The following is a 16,899-nucleotide window of genomic DNA, read 5'->3' on the forward strand; positions in this document are numbered from 1 at the left end:
CCCTTGATTCTACAAGACTAATTCGGATGTCGCGACAGCGAACCTTAGTTAAGACGCTCTTTGATACGAGCAGACTTACCGGTACGCTCACGCAGGTAGTACAGTTTAGCTTTACGTACAGCACCACGACGTTTAACAGCAATGCTGTCAACTACCGGAGAGTGAGTCTGGAAGACACGCTCAACGCCTTCGCCGTTGGAAATTTTGCGAACAGTGAATGCAGAGTGCAGACCGCGGTTACGAATAGCGATAACCACGCCCTCGAATGCCTGCAGACGTTTTTTGGAACCTTCAACAACCCATACTTTCACTTCCACGGTATCACCCGGACGGAAGGAAGGTACGTCCTGCTTCATCTGCTCTTGTTCAATTTGCTTAATGATGTTGCTCATAATTTAATCTCTTATCCTGGGTAAACTGATATTTGGAGGCTTACGCCATCCCATCATGTATTTGCTGCTGTTGTGCGTGTTCTTTTCGGAACTCCGCCAGCAGCTTTGCTTGCTCTTCAGTCAGAGCCAGGTTTTCCAGAAGTTCAGGTCTTCTAAGCCAGGTGCGGCCCAGCGACTGCTTCAGACGCCAGCGACGTATCTCGGCATGGTTACCCGACAGCAGCACTGCCGGCACCTCCATGCCTTCTAACACCTCAGGACGGGTATAGTGTGGACAGTCCAGCAACCCATCGGCAAAGGAATCTTCCGTTGCCGAAGCTTCATGCCCCAGTACGCCTGGAATAAACCGGGCAACCGAGTCAATCAGCGTCATTGCTGGTAACTCACCACCGCTGAGCACGTAATCGCCGATAGACCACTCTTCGTCGACTTCGGTTTGGATCACACGCTCATCGACCCCTTCGTAGCGCCCGCACACCAGAATCATTTTCTGATTCGTTGCCAGTTCGCTCACGCCCGCTTGATCAAGCTTGCGTCCCTGAGGTGACAGATAGATCACCTTTGCGCCCTCACCCGCCGCGGCTTTCGCTGCGTGGATGGCATCCCGCAAGGGTTGAACCATCATAAGCATCCCCGGTCCGCCGCCGTAAGGACGATCGTCCACGGTACGGTGCCGGTCATGAGCGAAGTCACGTGGACTCCAGCTCTGGATGCTCAGCAGGCCATTTTTAACGGCCCGGCCAGTTACCCCGTAATCGGTAATGGCGCGAAACATGTCAGGAAACAGGCTAACTATACCAATGAACACAAGCCAATCCCCATCGTGCCGTGCCTACCGTTTATCCGGAGGTTTAAAAACCAGGATCCCAATCTACTTCGATTGTGCGAGTAGTGAGATCGACATTCTTGATAACCTGTCCATCGAGGAACGGAACCAGCCGCTCCTTGATACCAAACGCATCTTTCAGGTTTGCCTTAATGACGAGAACGTCATTTGACCCGGTTTCCATCATGTCGATGACTTTCCCCAAGGCATAGCCTTCTGTGGTTACTACCTGGCAGCCCATAAGGTCTTTCCAGTAGTAGTCACCCTCAGAAAGCGGCGGCAACTGCGACGAATCCACGACAATTTCACAATTAGTCAGCGCATTCGCGGCATCACGGTCATCAATGCCTTTCAGCTTAATGACAATATCCTGATTGTGGTGACGCCAGCTTTCCAGCTCGACCATCTGCCACTTACCGGCCTTCTGGATAAACCAGGGCTGGTAATCAAAAATGCTTTCAGCGTCTTCAGTGGAGGAAAACACTCTGAGCCAACCACGGATCCCGTAGCAAGAACCCATTTTTCCCAATACGATCGGTTCAACAGGTGCTTTAATGCTCATCATGACCACCGTGACAGATTAAGCTGCTTTGTTTGCTTCTTTGATCAGCGTAGCAACGCGATCGGAAACGGTAGCGCCCTGGCCAACCCAGTGAGCGATGCGATCCAGATCCAGGCGGGTGCCTTCTTCTTTTTCGCTAGCGATCGGGTTGAAGAAACCAACGCGCTCAATGAAGCGACCGTTGCGTGCATTACGGCTGTCAGTAACAACAACCTGGTAGAACGGACGCTTTTTAGCGCCGTGACGAGCTAAACGAATAGTTACCATAACATCCTCTTGTGTGAATAAAACAACAGGCCCCGTCGAGGAACGGAGCCCGGTGTCATATTAAAAGCCCGAAAATTTTACTCGTTTTACGGTAAAAAGCAATCAATACATCTAAATCGCAGGCTTATTAGCGTTTCGGGAAGCCGGCGGGCGGCATCATTCCTTTCATGCTGCGCATCATTTTTGCCATCCCGCCCTTCTTCATCTTTTTCATCATGCGCTGCATGTCATCGAACTGCTTCAGCAGACGGTTCACGTCCTGCACCTGCATGCCGCAGCCCGCTGCGATACGACGCTTGCGGGAGCCTTTGATGATGTCCGGATTGGCACGCTCTTTCAGCGTCATCGAGTTGATGATCGCTTCCATACGCACCAGGACCTTATCGTCCATCTGGGATTTCACGTTGTCCGGCAGCTGGCCCATGCCCGGCAGCTTGCCCATCAGGCTGGCCATGCCGCCCATGTTTTTCATCTGCTTGAGCTGCTCAAGGAAGTCGGTGAGGTCAAAGCCATCGCCCTTCTTCAGCTTGTTCGCCAGCTTCTCTGCCTGAGCGCGGTCTACCTTGCTCTCGATATCTTCGATCAGCGACAGCACGTCGCCCATGCCGAGGATACGGGAGGCAATACGATCCGGGTGGAACGGCTCCAGCGCGTCGGTTTTTTCACCCACGCCGAGGAACTTGATCGGCTTGCCGGTGATATGACGAATAGAGAGGGCCGCACCGCCACGGGCGTCGCCGTCAACCTTGGTCAGCACTACGCCGGTCAGCGGCAGCGCTTCGTTGAACGCCTTCGCCGTATTGGCGGCGTCCTGGCCGGTCATAGCATCGACGACGAACAGCGTCTCTACCGGATTAATGGCGGCGTGGACGTGTTTGATCTCGTCCATCATCGCTTCGTCAACGTGCAGACGACCGGCGGTATCCACCAGCAGCACGTCGTAGAACTTCAGCTTCGCCTCTTTCAGCGCCGCGTTAACGATATCGACCGGCTTCTGGGCTACGTCGGACGGGAAGAAATCGACGCCGACCTGCTGGGCCAGGGTCTCAAGCTGCTTGATCGCCGCCGGGCGATAGACGTCGGCGGAAACCACCAGCACCTTCTTCTTGTGCTTCTCGCGCAGGAACTTACCCAGCTTACCGACGCTGGTGGTTTTACCCGCACCCTGCAGGCCTGCCATCAGCACGACCGCAGGCGGCTGTGCGGCCAGGTTAAGCACCTGGTTCTCTTCGCCCATCGCCGCAACCAGTTCGCCGCGCACGATTTTGACGAACTCCTGACCCGGGGTCAGGCTCTTGTTCACTTCATGACCAACCGATTTTTCTTTTACGCGGTTAATAAACTCGCGTACAACCGGCAGGGCGACGTCCGCTTCCAGCAGTGCCATTCGCACTTCGCGCAGCGTCTCTTTGATGTTCTCTTCGGTGAGGCGTCCGCGGCCACTGATATTGCGCAACGTGCGCGACAGACGATCGGTTAAATTATCAAACATTGTCTTTCACCTGGGGTGGAAACGGTTGGCCGCCTGAGCGACACATAAATACGATTTTGCGGCAGTATAACATGAAGCCGCTGTTGTTGTGATGTCAGGGTAGTGATGCAACGGTTGTGATGCAACGGTTGGAGGCAAGGTCACGTAACGCTATACTGCCTCTCTTCTATCTACTGCAACTGTCGACATTACTATGCCCGTTTTTGCCCTGCTTGCGCTTATTGCTTACTCCGTCAGCCTTGCGCTGATTATTCCCGGCCTGCTGCAAAAAAACAGCGGCTGGCGGCGGATGGCTATCATCTCCGCGGTCATTGCCCTGGTAAGCCATGCGCTGGCGCTGGAGGCGCGCATTTTTCCCGATGGCGATACGGGACAAAACCTAAGCCTGCTCAACGTCGGCTCATTGGTCAGCCTGATGATCTGTACGGTGATGACCATCGTGGCGTCCAAGAATCGCGGCTGGCTGCTGCTGCCTATCGTCTACGCCTTCGCGCTGATCAACCTGGCCTTCGCTACCTTTGTGCCCAACGAATTCGTCACTCACCTTGAGGCGACGCCGGGCATGATGGTGCATATTGGCCTGTCGCTGTTTGCCTATGCGACGCTGATCATTGCTGCCATGTACGCCCTGCAGCTGGCGTGGATCGATTACCAGCTGAAGAACAAGCGTCTGGCCTTCAGCAGCGAGATGCCGCCACTGATGAGCATTGAGCGTAAGATGTTTCACATCACCCAGATCGGCGTGGTGCTGCTGACGCTGACGCTCTGCACCGGCCTGTTCTACATGCGTAATCTGTTCAGCATGGAAAACATCGATAAGGCGGTGCTCTCTATCATTGCCTGGTTTGTCTATATCGTTCTGCTGTGGGGGCACTATCATAAAGGGTGGCGCGGCCGCCCGGTGGTCTGGTTTAACGTCGCGGGCGCAGGTCTTCTCACGCTGGCCTACTTTGGTAGCCGCGTTATTCAGCAGTTTGCTGGCTAAGCACAAACGTAAAGTACGTAAGGAACTCTCTTGGAACACATCTCCACCACCACGCTGATTATCACGCTGATCGTCATGGTGGTGATCTCCGCCTACTTCTCCGGCTCCGAAACCGGCATGATGACGCTGAACCGCTACCGGCTGCGTCACATGGCGAAGCAAGGCAACCGCGCGGCAAAGCGCGTAGAAAAATTGCTGCGCAAGCCCGACCGTCTCATTAGCCTGGTGCTGATTGGCAACAACCTGGTGAATATTCTCGCCTCCGCGCTCGGCACCATTGTCGGCATGCGTCTCTACGGTAACGCCGGGGTGGCGATTGCCACCGGGGTGCTGACCTTTGTGGTGCTGGTCTTTGCCGAAGTGCTGCCGAAAACCATCGCTGCGCTCTACCCGGAGAAGGTCGCCTTCCCCAGCAGCGTTCTGCTCGGGCCGCTGCAGATCGTCATGATGCCGCTGGTGTGGCTGCTCAATACCGTGACCCGCCTGCTGATGCGGATGGTGGGTATCAAGGCCGACGTCGTGGTGAGCAGCGCGCTGAGCAAAGAGGAGCTGCGCACTATCGTCCATGAATCCCGCTCGCAGATGTCGCGCCGGAATCAGGACATGCTGCTGTCGGTGCTGGATCTGGAGAAGGTCAGCGTTAACGACATCATGGTGCCACGCAATGAGATTGTTGGTATCGACATCAACGACGACTGGAAATCGATTGTGCGCCAGCTGACCCACTCCCCGCACGGACGCATCGTGCTCTATCGTGAATCGCTGGACGACACCATCAGCATGCTGCGAGTGCGCGAAGCCTACCGCCTGATGACTGAGAAGCAGGAGTTTACCAAAGAGATGCTGCTGCGGGCGGCGGATGAGATCTACTACATCCCTGAAGGCACGCCGCTCAATGTCCAGCTAGTGAAATTCCAGCGTAACAAGAAGAAGGTTGGCCTGGTGGTCGACGAGTACGGTGACGTGCAGGGTCTGCTGACGGTGGAGGATATTCTCGAAGAGATCGTTGGCGACTTTACCACCTCAATGTCCCCTACCCTTGCAGAAGAGGTCACTCCGCAGAACGACGGGTCGGTGATCATCGACGGCACCGCCAACGTGCGCGAGCTCAATAAAGCTTTTAACTGGCAGCTGCCGGAAGAGGAGGCGCGCACCATCAACGGCATGCTGCTGGAGGCGTTAGAGGAGATCCCTGCTGCGGGAACGCGGGTACGTATTGCCGAGTACGATATCGATATTCTCGACGTGCAGGACAATATGATTAAGCAGGTGAAGGTGTTGCCGGTTAAACCGCTGCGGGAGAGCGTAACAGAGTAGTATGCCGGGCAAACGCAGTGCCGCCCGGCATAGCAGCCTCAGCACAGTAATGCCCGGTGGCGCTTCGCTTACCGGGCCTACACATTACACCGTGCTTACTGTGGTGCTAATTAGGCCTTCGCTTTCGCGACGGTGACCATCGCGGCGCGCAGGGTGCGGCCATTCAGGGTGTAGCCTTTCTGCATCACAGCCAGCACGTTACCTGCCGCGACCTCTTCAGATTCAACCATGGCAATCGCCTGGTGAACGTTCGGATCCAGCGGTACGTTGGTGTCGGCAACCACGTCAACGCCGAACTTGCGCACCACGTCCAGCATCGACTTCATGGTCAGCTCGATACCTTCCACCATCGGTGCCAGCTCTGGGTTAGCTTTATCTGCCACTTCCAGCGCGCGATCCAGGCTGTCGATCACCGGCAGCAGTTCATTGATAAACTTCTCCAGCGCAAACTTGTGCGCCTTCTCAATGTCCAGCTCGGTGCGGCGACGCAGGTTTTCCATCTCGGCTTTGATACGCAGGACACCGTCACGCTCGCGATTCTGCGCCTCGACTAACTGCGCTTCGAGGTTCGCAATTTTTTCATCGCGCGGATCCACCTGCTCAACAGAAGCGTCAGACTCTACTGCCTCAACCTCTTCATGCTGCTCCGTGATAATTTCTTCCGGGGCTTGCCCCTCAGGCGTTTTCTGTTCTTTACTACTCATGAATTTCTCCGCGTTTTTTTGCATTTATCTCGCTAACTTCGCTTATTATGGGGATCAGTTTTCCGGTTTCAAGAGAAGCCTTAAGATTGTCACCCTTCATTTGGCAAAAGGACTCCAGATAATGAGTACTCATTTCACCTGTATTGGGATTGTCGGCCACCCGCGTCACCCTACGGCGCTGACCACACATGAGATGCTCTGGCGCTGGCTGTCTGGCCGGGGATATGACGTCATCGTTGAGCAGCAGATCGCCCAGGAGCTAAAACTGACCAACGTGCGCACCGGCACGCTGGCGGAGATTGGCCAGCAGGCCGATCTGGCGGTGGTGGTCGGCGGCGACGGCAATATGCTCGGCGCGGCCCGCACTCTGGCGCGTTACGATATTAAGGTTATCGGTATTAACCGTGGCAACCTTGGCTTTCTGACCGATCTCGATCCGGATAACGCCCAGCAGCAGCTAGCGGACGTGCTTGAAGGGCACTACATCAGCGAAAAGCGCTTTTTGCTGGAGGCCCAGGTGTGCCAGCACGACTGCCAGAAGCGGATCAGTACCGCCATCAACGAGGTGGTTCTGCATCCGGGCAAAGTGGCGCACATGATCGAGTTTGAGGTCTATATCGATGAGGTGTTTGCCTTCTCCCAGCGCTCGGACGGTCTGATCATCTCAACACCCACCGGCTCCACGGCCTACTCGCTGTCGGCGGGCGGCCCAATCCTCACCCCGTCGCTGGACGCCATCACCCTGGTGCCAATGTTCCCACACACGCTGTCGGCTCGCCCGCTGGTGATCAACAGCAGCAGCACGATCCGCCTGCGTTTCTCGCATCGGCGTAGCGATCTAGAGATCAGCTGCGACAGCCAGATTGCGCTGCCGATCCAGGAGGGTGAAGATGTGTTAATCCGCCGCTGTGACTACCATCTCAACCTGATCCACCCGAAGGATTACAGCTATTTTAATACCCTAAGCTCCAAGCTCGGCTGGTCAAAAAAATTGTTCTGAAAACGGCGGCGGGTGCTTTACTGGATATAAAACCCGTTTATACTGTACGAAAACACAGTTATGGTTTTTCATACAGGAAAAGCGGCTATGCTGGCACAACTGACCATCAGTAATTTTGCAATTGTTCGCGAGCTGGAAATTGATTTTCACAGCGGCATGACCGCCATTACTGGCGAAACCGGCGCGGGTAAATCCATTGCCATTGATGCCCTCGGGCTGTGCCTTGGCGGGCGTGCAGACGCCGACATGGTTCGCACCGACGCCGCACGCGCCGATCTCTGCGCCCGCTTTTCCCTGAAAGACACCCCAGCTGCCCAGCGCTGGCTGGAAGCGAACCAGCTTGAAGATGGCCGTGAGTGCCTGCTGCGTCGCGTCATCAGCAGCGACGGCCGCTCCCGTGGCTTTATCAACGGCACGGCGGTGCCGCTCTCCCAGCTGCGCGAGCTGGGCCAGCTGCTCATTCAGATCCATGGCCAGCACGCGCACCAGCTGCTGACCAAGTCCGATCACCAGAAGACCCTGCTCGATGGCTATGCCGGGGAGTATGCCCTTACCCAGCAGATGGCAGAGCACTACCGCCTGTGGAACCACAGCTGCCGCGAGCTGGCCCAGCATCAGCAGCAGAGCCAGGAGCGCAGCGCCCGCGCCGAGCTGCTGCACTACCAGCTGAAAGAGCTGAACGACTTCAGTCCCCAGCCGGGCGAGTTTGAGCGCATCGACGAAGAGTACAAGCGTCTCGCCAACAGCGGCCAGCTGCTGAGCACCAGCCAGAACGCCCTGACGCTGCTCGCCGACAGCGACGACGCCAACCTCCAGAGCCAGCTCTATACCGCCCGTCAGATGGTCACCGAGCTGGTGGGCATGGACAGCAAGCTCTCCAGCGTGCTCGATATGCTGGAAGAGGCTGCCATTCAGCTGAGCGAGGCCAGCGACGAGCTGCGCCACTACTGTGACCGCCTCGACCTCGATCCGAACCGTCTCTACGAGCTGGAGCAGCGCATCGCTAAGCAGATTTCGCTGGCGCGCAAGCATCACGTCACCCCGGAAGAGCTGCCGGCGCACTACCAGGCGCTGCTTGACGAGCAGCAGCAGCTTGACGATCAGGCCGACTCCCAGGAGACGCTCTCCCTGGCGGTACAGAAGCACCATCAGCAGGCGCTGGCGACCGCGCAACAGCTGCATGCGCAGCGCATGAAGTATGCCCAGGAGCTGAGCGGGCTGATCACCGAGAGCATGCACGCCCTGTCGATGCCGCACGGTCGCTTCCATATCGACGTTAGCTTTGACGAGCGTCACCTGACGCTGGAAGGGGCTGACCGCATTGAGTTCCGCGTGACCACCAACCCGGGCCAGCCAATGCAGGCGATCTCGAAAGTGGCCTCCGGCGGTGAGCTGTCGCGTATTGCCCTGGCGATCCAGGTCATTACTGCCCGTAAGATGGAAACCCCGGCGCTGATTTTCGATGAGGTTGACGTGGGGATCAGCGGCCCGACCGCAGCGGTGGTCGGCAAACTGCTGCGCCAGCTGGGGGAATCCACCCAGGTGATGTGCGTAACACACCTGCCGCAGGTAGCGGGCTGTGGTCACCACCACTTCTACGTCAGTAAAGAGACCGACGGTGCCATGACCGAAACCCACATGCAGCCGCTGGATAAAAAGGCCCGGTTGCAGGAGCTGGCGCGCCTGCTGGGCGGCAGCGAGGTCACCCGTAACACGCTGGCTAATGCGAAAGAACTGCTCGCAGCCTAAACTTTTCAGCTAATTCTGGGTCATAGTGAGACATAAAATCGCCGCTGGATCCGATAGCAGAGGTTTCAAACTCGCTAAAGGTCTATTATTATCGGCATATTACAAATGAGCCGCGTACTACCAGGCCCGAAAAGGAACCAAATCACTATGCGCTGTAAAACGCTGACTGCTGCCGCAGCGGTTCTTCTGATGATGACTGCTGGCTGTTCCACTCTGGAGAAAGTGGTTTACCGCCCAGATATCAACCAGGGGAACTATCTGGCACCTAACGACATCTCTAAAATTCGTATCGGCATGACGCAACAGCAGGTTGCCTATGCGCTAGGTACCCCAATGATGAGCGATCCGTTTGGTACTAACACCTGGTTCTACGTGTTCCGCCAGCAGCCAGGCCATGAAGATGTCACGCAGCAGACGCTGACCCTGACCTTTAACAGCAACGGCGTGCTGACCAACATCGATAACAAACCGGCCCTGTCCAGGTAGGCCCGCCCGGTAAAAAAACTAAAAGCGCTCGATGAGCGCTTTTTTGTTGGAGCACGTTTTTTATTTGAGCACGTCGCTATTCGTCGTCCGCTTTTTCCGCGCGCTTACGCCGCAGCTCTTTCGGATCGGCAATCAGCGGGCGGTAGATCTCCACCCTGTCACCGTCCTGCACGGCGTCGGCAAGCTTCACCGGACGACTGAAGATACCCACCTTGTTTTTCGCAAGATCGATATCGGAACGCAGCTCCAGCAGACCCGAGGCGTTAATCGCCTCCTCCACCGTTGCCCCCTCGCTCAGCGTCACGCGCTGCAGGTACTGCTTCTCCGGCAGGGCATAGGCCACTTCGACACGAATGTCACCCGGCACTGTAAACCTCTTTCGCGCGATGGGTAAACGCCTGCACCATGTTTGAGGCCAGCTCTTTGAACACGTGACCAAACGCCAGCTCAATCAGCTTGTTGGTGAATTCGAAGTCCAGATTGAACTCAATACGGCAAGCATCGGGACTCAGCGGCGTAAACCGCCAGCCGCCCATCAGCTGCTTAAAGGGACCATCTACCAGCTGCATCAAGATGCTTTGGTTATTGGTAAGGGTGTTACGGGTGGTGAACGTCTTGCTGATGCCTGCCTTCGAGACATCAACGGCAGCCGTCATCTGCGTCGGGCTTGCTTCCAGAACCCGGCTGCCGGTACAGCCTGGCAAAAATTCCGGGTAGGACTTTACGTCGTTCACTAATTGATACATCTGCTCTGCGCTGTAAGGCACTAAAGCAGTTCGGCTTATCTGCGGCATAGCGTTATCCTGAGGTCTACACCTCATAAATAATAACATTTCCTGTCCAGGAAAGGAAAACGCAAAGGCAAACTCATGCTAATATAACGCGTTACACCTCGCAGGATAGATGGGGTATTTTTCAACAGCTGATTACCGACGATTTACGATACTTATGACAAAGAAAAAAGCACATAAACCGGGTTCCGCTACCATTGCGCTCAACAAGCGCGCCCGTCACGAATATTTTATCGAAGAAGAGTTTGAAGCGGGCGTATCCCTTCAGGGGTGGGAAGTGAAGTCCCTGCGCGCCGGGAAGGCCAACATTAGCGACAGCTATGTGATCCTCATTGAGGGTGAAGCCTACCTGTTCGGGGCCAACTTTACGCCGCTGAGCGTCGCTTCCAGCCACGTTGTCTGCGACCCTACCCGCAACCGTAAGCTGCTGCTTAACCAGCGCGAGCTCGACACGCTCTATGGCCGCGTCAATCGCGAAGGCTATACCGTTGTCGCCCTCTCTATGTACTGGAAAAACGCCTGGTGCAAAGTGAAGATTGGCGTCGCCCGTGGTAAGAAACAGCATGACAAACGCTCCGATGTGAAAGAGCGCGAGTGGCAGGTCGATAAAGCCCGTATTATGAAAAACGCCGGGCGCTAAACTGCAACATCTCAAGCACCTCCCTCTCCACAGGGGAGAGGGTGTGCCTGCCCTCTGTCAGATTGCCTAGCGCTCGCGCAGCGCCTCGTTGACCTTGTTCAGCGGCTTGATCAGGTAGTCCATCACCGATTTCTGTCCGGTTTTAATCTCGACGTTTGCCACCATACCCGGCAGGATTGGGAAGCGCTGGCCACTCTTGTTTTGCAGCTCAGCGCTCTTGGTGCGCACATAGACGCGGTAGTAGAACTGGTCCCGGCGTACCTCATCCTGAAGCGTATCCGGCGACACCACCTCCACCAGACCGGTAAGATTCCCGTAGATCGAGGAGTCGTAGGCGGTGACCTTGACCGTCGCGGGCAGGCCCGGACGGATGTAGGCGATATCCCGTGGGTTAATCCGGGTCTCGACTAAAAGCTGATCCTCCAGCGGGACGATCTCCATCAGCTTGCCCCCCGGTTGCAGGACGCCGCCGACGGTGGTGACCTGAATATCCTTGACGATGCCGAGCACCGGCGAGAAGAGCGTCGCCCTATCCACCTGATCCGCTTTACCGCTCATCGCCTGGATCTGCGCGTCGAGATCGGCGTTGTTTTTTACCTGCTCCTCGCGGGCGCGCACCGCAAACTGGTTGCGTGCCTCGTCGATCTTGCCCTGCAGCTCGGTCGCCTGGCGCTGAAGGCGGATCACCTCTACCTCACTTGCCGCACCCTTGGCTACCAGCGGCTGGGTCATGCGCAGCTCTGACATCACCAGCTGATAGGTTTTTTGCAGGTTAGCCACCGTCTCGTTCAGGTTGCGCCGCCGGGATTCGTACAGCTGCCGCTCACGCGCCACCAGCTCCGGCTCGCGCATCGACTCCTCGCTAAAGCGCAGCGGCTCTCCGGTCAGCTCCGAGCGCAAACGCTCGCTGGACGCGCGCAGCGCCCGCACCCTGGCCGCCGACTCACCGTAGTTAGACTGAAAGCGAGTGGGATCGAGACGGGCGAGCATCTGCCCGCGCTCAACGATATCCCCCTCGCGCACCAGCATCGCGCTGACGATGCCGCCGTCGAGGCTCTCGATAACCTGGGCATGGGTTGACGGCGTGATCTTGCCCGTCCCTACCGTCACCTCATCCAGAATCGCCCACCACGCCCACACCACGAAGATCAGCAGCCCCGCCAGCGTCAGCCAGATCACCGACGAGTAGAACCGCCCCTGACGGGCGAGATCGTCCTGCATACTCAGTTGACTCATCGCTCGCTCCTCAGGCTATCGATGCCACGTTGCTGTTGCGCGCCGCCTGCTGAAGCAGCGTGTCGCGCGGCCCGTCGGCAATCACCTTGCCGTTCTCCATCACTACAATTCTGTCGACCAGATTCAGCAGCGCCGGACGGTGGGTCACCAGCACCAGCGTGCGCCCGGTGAGCCACTGCTGAAGCTGGCGAATGACCCACGCCTCCAGCTGTTCATCCATTGATGCCGTGGGTTCATCGAGCAGTACGATCTGCGGGTTACGCACAATCAGGCGGCTGAGCAGCACCATCTGGCGCTGGCCGCCGGAGAGGCCGCGTCCCCCCTCGTTAATCAGCCGGTCGAGGCTGGCAGCATCCTGCTGCACCATGCCAATCGCGCCGCTGATGCGCAGGGCCTGGATCAGCTCCGCCTCGGTGGCGTGCGGATGGCCCAGCATCAGGTTCTGCCGCAGCGTGCCGAAAAAGAGGCGCGAGTCTTGAGAGAGGTAGCCCACCTGACGGCGAACATCCATGGGATCGATGTGCGCCATATCCACGCCGTCGATGATCACTTTACCCTTGCTGGCCTGCGCCTGACCTGACAGCAGCTTCAGCAAGGTCGATTTACCCGCCCCAGTCTTGCCGAGGATTGCCACCCGCTCGCCGGGTTTGATCTCCAGACCGTCGATCTGCGCCGCCTGATCGCCCTTTTCGGGATCGTAGCTGTACTGCACCTTCTGCACCTGATAGTGACCGGCCAGCACCGGACAGTGGGCCATTTTCTGATCGGCGCTCTTATCCAGCGGCTTCTTGAGCAGATCGTCGAGGCCGTTCATCGCCATTTTGGCATGCTGCCAGCGGGAGAAGACCATGGTCAGCTGCATCAGCGGCGCGATAGTGCGCGACGAGAGCAGGCTACAGGCCACCAGCGTACCGGTCGTAATGTTCCCCTCCATCACCAGATAGCAGCCGAAAACCAGCATCCCGGCATAGGTGATCTGCTGGACGGTAGAGGCCCAGCCGCTCAGCCGTGCCCCCCAGACGCGCTGCTTCATGCCGATGTTGGCCCCCACGGCGTGGGTATGCTCCCACTGGCGCTGGAAGTAGGGCTCGGCCTGCAGGGCCTTAATATCTTCGACGCCCTCAATGGACTCCACCAGCACCGCGTTGCGGATCGCGCTCTCACGCATCCCCTCTTTCGCCAGCTTCGCCATCGGCCACTGGACAAGGATCCCAGGGATCACAATCAGCGGAATAGCGATCAGCGGGATGATCACCAGCGGGCCGCCCACCAGCGCCATAATGCCGAGGAACAGCAGAACAAAAGGAATATCCATCGCCGCGCCGACGGTGGTCGAGGTGAGCAGCTCGCGCACCTGGTCAATCTCACGCAGCTGGGAGATAAACGAGCCGGTGGATTTGGGCCGGGAGTCGTTCTTGATCGCCATCGCACGGGCAAAAAAGAGCGAGGAGACGTTGAGATCGATATGCTTGCCCATAATGTCAGAGACATGGGTACGCGCCAGGCGGATCATAAACTCCAGCAGGGCGGCAAACAGCACGCCGATAAACAGCACCCACAGGGTGGGGATCGACTGGGCGGGAATAACCCGGTCATAGACCTGCATCGAGAAGAGGATCCCCGCCAGGGCCAACACGTTGCCCAGCACCGAAGCCAGGGCGATTTCGGAGAGCTTGCGCTTGGCATGGCGGAAGTGCCGCCAGAACCAGTGCTCCTCCCAGGGACGTGTAAAGTCGTCGATGCGGGAGTCGCGCCCACGGGCGGCAATGCCGAGCATCACCACCTCCGGCTTAACGCGGGTGAGCAGCGTCTCCAGCGCCTCCTCGCGCACCAGATCGCCCCCCTCGCTCAACCAGTAGGCCACCAGCCCGTCGCCATCGATAGACTCCAGCAGCATCAGCTCGCCGGACTCTAGTTGGACGATGACCGGCAGGTTTTGCGCATTCCAGCGCATCTTCTCCAGCTCCACCACGCGCACCTGGAGTCCCATCAGGCCGCTTAATCTCTCCAGCCGCGCGTTAAGCGGCAAACTCTCAAACCAGCGCATCTGCTGGCGTACGGCAGGCGCATCCGCCGGCAGGCCAAACCGCCCCGCCGCCCGCACCATGACATTGATCCAGCTATCAGTATCCGGCTGTTGCATAACTACTCCTTGGCCGTTAGCGCTTAAAGTGATGGCAGGGTATCGCCGATGGTGCGGCTACGCTCAATGCCTAACATATCCAATAGATTATCTGCGGCGGCCGCATAGCGTACCGCGGCATCCCAGGCGTCGTAGCGAGCGGTAATCGACGCGGTATCGGCCTGAAACACATCCTGCTCAATGCTAAGCAGATCGTTAAGGCTGCGCTTACTCAGACGGTACTCGTCGCGATAGACCCCCCGGGCGCGGTCGGCGCTCTGGTACTGGGCATCCCCTGCCTGCTGGCGCTGCTGCGCCCCGGTAAGATCGGCCCACGCGGTAGCCGCGCGCTGATTAATATCCAGCTTGCTGGCCTCCACCTGCGCCCGGGCGCTGGCCCTGTCTCCTTCGGCTGCATCAACGCGAGCACCCACGGCACCGCCCTGATAGATAGGGGCATCCACCACCAGCTGCACCTGATCGTCCCAGTAGCTGTCATCATCATTCTGATAGCGCGTCCGCCCTGCCTGCACCGAGACCGTCGGCCAGTGCTGAGCCTGGGCCTGGCGAATACGGTCGTCCGCCGCCAGCTGCCTCGCCTGAGCGCTGCGCACCGCATTGCTGCGTTCATAGGGGAGCGAGTTAAGGGTGATTTTTTGCTTCATCAGATCTTCAGGCAGATCGGGGAGCGTGTCCGACTTCACGCCGGTGAGCACGCTCAACGCCGCCTGAGCCGAGCGGGTCTGGGCCTCGTACTGGGCGAGCGAGGCGTTGAGCCCGGCAATACGCGTTTGGGCCTGCAACACGTCGGACTGGGAGCTTAATCCCGCCTCGGCGCGCAGATCCGCCATCTCCTGCACGCTTTGCAGTGAGACAATATTTTTGCGTGCTGCTTCGGCCAGCGCCTGGTAGCGCTTGACCTGCAGGTAGGTTTGCAGCGTCTCCATGCCCACTTCATTGAGGGAGTTATAGAGATCGTAGCGGTAGGCATCGGAAAGATTGTGCTGCTCGTCGATGCTGCCGCCGGTTTTGCCAAAATCGTAGATCAGCTGCTTGAGGCTGACGCCGCCGGAGCCGTTATTGTTGAGGGAGCCTGCCGAGTCGTTGCGGTGCGAACGCCCAACGTTACCTTGCAGCGAAACCTGTGGAAACCAGGCGCTCTCCGCCTCGTCCAGATTCGCTTTTCCTACGTGGATCTGCGCCGCCGCCTGGGCAATTTTGGGGTTGCGAGCGAAAGCGCGTAAAATTGCTTCTTTGATTGTCAGCTGCGCCTGGAGCTGTTCTCCGGGGGCGGCCTGCCAGTTAAACTGCTCTTCTCCATAGGCTGTGCTCATCACGCTCGCTCCGAGCGCGGCCAGCAGAACCAAATACAATGCCTTTGCTTTCATCTATCCACCCTGACTGTCCCTGATGATCTTTTTATAATCTTTTATGCCTCATCCCTGAGGCATAAATGACAGGGATAACGCTATACCATATTGACGTGCAGCCCTTGCTGGACCAGCACATCGCCTAACGTCGTGTTTTGAGCACTGTTGTGATAGACATCGAACTGCATCCCGTCGACTTCGCGCTGACCGCTAATAGCCCAGATGTCGTTCGTCCCATGCACCAGGTTCACCTGGTCACCGTTACTGCCTTTAATCACCAGATCGTCTTCCGGCTTATCGGTTACCGTCAGCGCTTCGTTCAGATCGAGCGTCAGGCTGTTAGTACCCGATTTACCGAGGTCAATGATTTCAACGTTGTGGACACGGCTCGCGGTATCAATAAGGTTAAGGATCATATTGACGCCATCCAGCACCAGGGTATCGGTGCCCGCGCCGCCGTTGATATCAATAAAGCCCAGCGTCGAAAGGTGGATAGTGTCGCTGCCGGCGCTGCCCTGCACGCTCTCCCCGCTCTGCTGCGTCCCATCGGCCAGGGTGATGCTCAGGCCGCCAATGGTGAAGGCCTCGTCAGCCGTGCCGCCTGATGCACTAGCGTCAGAGGTGCTCTCTTCACTGGTAGGGGTGGCCGCAACACGGCTCACGGCGGCGTGCGTTGCGCTGGTCTCCTCCGTGGTCTGCTGGGTGGTGTCACTGCTCTCTACCGCGCTGGCTGCCAGCAGCGAGAAGCTGGTGGCCTCTGCCGCAAGAGTTTGCGTCCCAACTGGCGGCGTGGTGGTGGGGTTGCTGCCGTTAAGGCCAACGTTCAGATATCCCACGTTCCCTGCAACGTCTGCGGCATAGAGATTGATGACGGTGCTCAGCGACAAAATCTTCGCTAAATCAAGCCCCACGTTAAGCGTAGTTGACCAACGGCCATCTGCGCCGGTTATTGCCGTCGCT

General features: G+C 57.7%; 17 protein-coding genes and 1 pseudogene. 6 read left to right on the forward strand and 12 right to left on the reverse strand.

The features are described 5' to 3' along the window. Positions 1-44 precede the first annotated feature (44 nt). The 5 genes from rplS to ffh all read right to left on the reverse strand — a co-directional run bounded on the left by rplS (position 45) and on the right by ffh (position 3,539). Positions 45-392 carry a 50S ribosomal protein L19 gene (rplS, locus tag FN633_RS18225; protein ID WP_006178051.1) on the reverse strand — a complete coding sequence of 116 codons (348 nt, stop codon included), beginning with the start codon at positions 390-392 and terminating at the stop codon, positions 45-47. Between the two features lie 40 nt (positions 393-432). Beyond that, positions 433-1,200 (reverse strand): tRNA (guanosine(37)-N1)-methyltransferase TrmD, encoded by a 768-nt coding sequence (trmD, locus tag FN633_RS18230; RefSeq protein WP_042387508.1) that lies wholly within the window; start codon positions 1,198-1,200, stop codon positions 433-435. A gap of 43 nt (positions 1,201-1,243) precedes the next feature. Next, complete coding sequence (gene rimM / locus FN633_RS18235; protein ID WP_042387509.1) at positions 1,244-1,783, reverse strand: ribosome maturation factor RimM; 540 nt, start codon at positions 1,781-1,783, stop codon at positions 1,244-1,246. A 15-nt stretch (positions 1,784-1,798) separates the two neighbouring features. After that, positions 1,799-2,047, reverse strand: coding sequence for a 30S ribosomal protein S16 (rpsP, locus tag FN633_RS18240; protein ID WP_042387512.1), 249 nt, complete (start codon positions 2,045-2,047; stop codon positions 1,799-1,801). A gap of 127 nt (positions 2,048-2,174) precedes the next feature. Further along, positions 2,175-3,539 (reverse strand): signal recognition particle protein, encoded by a 1,365-nt coding sequence (ffh, locus tag FN633_RS18245; protein WP_154058759.1) that lies wholly within the window; start codon positions 3,537-3,539, stop codon positions 2,175-2,177. 193 nt (positions 3,540-3,732) lie between these two features. Between ffh and FN633_RS18250 the strand changes: the two genes are divergently transcribed. Both FN633_RS18250 and FN633_RS18255 read left to right on the forward strand, forming a co-directional pair. Further along, positions 3,733-4,524 carry a cytochrome C assembly family protein gene (locus FN633_RS18250; protein ID WP_154058760.1) on the forward strand — a complete coding sequence of 264 codons (792 nt, stop codon included), beginning with the start codon at positions 3,733-3,735 and terminating at the stop codon, positions 4,522-4,524. Between the two features lie 30 nt (positions 4,525-4,554). Next, complete coding sequence (locus FN633_RS18255) at positions 4,555-5,841, forward strand: HlyC/CorC family transporter (protein WP_154058761.1); 1,287 nt, start codon at positions 4,555-4,557, stop codon at positions 5,839-5,841. Between the two features lie 110 nt (positions 5,842-5,951). On the opposite strand, the gene grpE is transcribed toward FN633_RS18255, so the two are convergent. After that, a complete protein-coding gene (gene grpE, locus FN633_RS18260) occupies positions 5,952-6,545 on the reverse strand; it encodes a nucleotide exchange factor GrpE (protein ID WP_042387519.1) in 594 nt (197 codons plus the stop codon). Between the two features lie 121 nt (positions 6,546-6,666). Between grpE and nadK the strand changes: the two genes are divergently transcribed. The 3 genes from nadK to bamE all read left to right on the forward strand — a co-directional run bounded on the left by nadK (position 6,667) and on the right by bamE (position 9,780). Next, positions 6,667-7,545, forward strand: a complete 879-nt coding sequence (gene nadK / locus FN633_RS18265) for an NAD(+) kinase (RefSeq protein ID WP_042387520.1) — start codon at positions 6,667-6,669, stop codon at positions 7,543-7,545. Between the two features lie 87 nt (positions 7,546-7,632). Further along, positions 7,633-9,294 (forward strand): DNA repair protein RecN, encoded by a 1,662-nt coding sequence (gene recN, locus FN633_RS18270; protein WP_154058762.1) that lies wholly within the window; start codon positions 7,633-7,635, stop codon positions 9,292-9,294. A 147-nt stretch (positions 9,295-9,441) separates the two neighbouring features. After that, positions 9,442-9,780, forward strand: a complete 339-nt coding sequence (bamE, locus tag FN633_RS18275) for an outer membrane protein assembly factor BamE (RefSeq protein WP_154058763.1) — start codon at positions 9,442-9,444, stop codon at positions 9,778-9,780. A 76-nt stretch (positions 9,781-9,856) separates the two neighbouring features. Here bamE and FN633_RS18280 read toward each other — a convergent pair whose 3' ends face one another. Beyond that, complete coding sequence (locus FN633_RS18280; RefSeq protein WP_042387526.1) at positions 9,857-10,147, reverse strand: RnfH family protein; 291 nt, start codon at positions 10,145-10,147, stop codon at positions 9,857-9,859. After that, complete coding sequence (locus tag FN633_RS18285) at positions 10,137-10,574, reverse strand: type II toxin-antitoxin system RatA family toxin (RefSeq protein WP_042387527.1); 438 nt, start codon at positions 10,572-10,574, stop codon at positions 10,137-10,139. The genes FN633_RS18280 and FN633_RS18285 overlap by 11 nt, the downstream gene beginning before the upstream one ends. Positions 10,575-10,728: 154 nt before the next feature. On the opposite strand from FN633_RS18285, the gene smpB reads away from it, so the two are divergent. Next, positions 10,729-11,211, forward strand: a complete 483-nt coding sequence (smpB, locus tag FN633_RS18290; RefSeq protein WP_042387529.1) for an SsrA-binding protein SmpB — start codon at positions 10,729-10,731, stop codon at positions 11,209-11,211. A 66-nt stretch (positions 11,212-11,277) separates the two neighbouring features. Here smpB and FN633_RS18295 read toward each other — a convergent pair whose 3' ends face one another. From FN633_RS18295 to FN633_RS18310, 4 genes and pseudogenes are all read right to left on the reverse strand, one after another. After that, positions 11,278-12,447 (reverse strand): beta-barrel domain-containing protein, encoded by a 1,170-nt coding sequence (locus tag FN633_RS18295; RefSeq protein ID WP_154058764.1) that lies wholly within the window; start codon positions 12,445-12,447, stop codon positions 11,278-11,280. Positions 12,448-12,457: 10 nt separating this feature from the next. Then, positions 12,458-14,590, reverse strand: a complete 2,133-nt coding sequence (locus tag FN633_RS18300; RefSeq protein WP_154058765.1) for a type I secretion system permease/ATPase — start codon at positions 14,588-14,590, stop codon at positions 12,458-12,460. A gap of 23 nt (positions 14,591-14,613) precedes the next feature. Further along, positions 14,614-15,903, reverse strand: coding sequence for a TolC family outer membrane protein (locus FN633_RS18305; RefSeq protein WP_243731518.1), 1,290 nt, complete (start codon positions 15,901-15,903; stop codon positions 14,614-14,616). Positions 15,904-16,037: 134 nt separating this feature from the next. After that, positions 16,038-16,899: pseudogene (locus FN633_RS18310) on the reverse strand (hypothetical protein); the annotation flags it as partial.

The organism is Pseudescherichia vulneris (assembly GCF_902164725.1).
Taxonomy (GTDB): Bacteria; Pseudomonadota; Gammaproteobacteria; order Enterobacterales; family Enterobacteriaceae; genus Pseudescherichia; species Pseudescherichia vulneris.

Bases quoted from the DNA above. Each gene is read 5' to 3' on its own strand.
- rplS (WP_006178051.1), bottom strand. From the start codon at position 392: ATGAGCAACATCATTAAGCAAATTGAACAAGAGCAGATGAAGCAGGAC.
- rimM (WP_042387509.1), bottom strand. From the start codon at position 1,783: ATGATGAGCATTAAAGCACCTGTTGAACCGATCGTATTGGGAAAAATG.
- rpsP (WP_042387512.1), bottom strand. From the start codon at position 2,047: ATGGTAACTATTCGTTTAGCTCGTCACGGCGCTAAAAAGCGTCCGTTC.
- ffh (WP_154058759.1), bottom strand. From the start codon at position 3,539: ATGTTTGATAATTTAACCGATCGTCTGTCGCGCACGTTGCGCAATATC.
- FN633_RS18250 (WP_154058760.1), top strand. From the start codon at position 3,733: ATGCCCGTTTTTGCCCTGCTTGCGCTTATTGCTTACTCCGTCAGCCTT.
- grpE (WP_042387519.1), bottom strand. From the start codon at position 6,545: ATGAGTAGTAAAGAACAGAAAACGCCTGAGGGGCAAGCCCCGGAAGAA.
- nadK (WP_042387520.1), top strand. From the start codon at position 6,667: ATGAGTACTCATTTCACCTGTATTGGGATTGTCGGCCACCCGCGTCAC.
- recN (WP_154058762.1), top strand. From the start codon at position 7,633: ATGCTGGCACAACTGACCATCAGTAATTTTGCAATTGTTCGCGAGCTG.
- bamE (WP_154058763.1), top strand. From the start codon at position 9,442: ATGCGCTGTAAAACGCTGACTGCTGCCGCAGCGGTTCTTCTGATGATG.
- FN633_RS18285 (WP_042387527.1), bottom strand. From the start codon at position 10,574: ATGCCGCAGATAAGCCGAACTGCTTTAGTGCCTTACAGCGCAGAGCAG.
- smpB (WP_042387529.1), top strand. From the start codon at position 10,729: ATGACAAAGAAAAAAGCACATAAACCGGGTTCCGCTACCATTGCGCTC.
- FN633_RS18295 (WP_154058764.1), bottom strand. From the start codon at position 12,447: ATGAGTCAACTGAGTATGCAGGACGATCTCGCCCGTCAGGGGCGGTTC.
- FN633_RS18300 (WP_154058765.1), bottom strand. From the start codon at position 14,590: ATGCAACAGCCGGATACTGATAGCTGGATCAATGTCATGGTGCGGGCG.
- FN633_RS18305 (WP_243731518.1), bottom strand. From the start codon at position 15,903: ATGAGCACAGCCTATGGAGAAGAGCAGTTTAACTGGCAGGCCGCCCCC.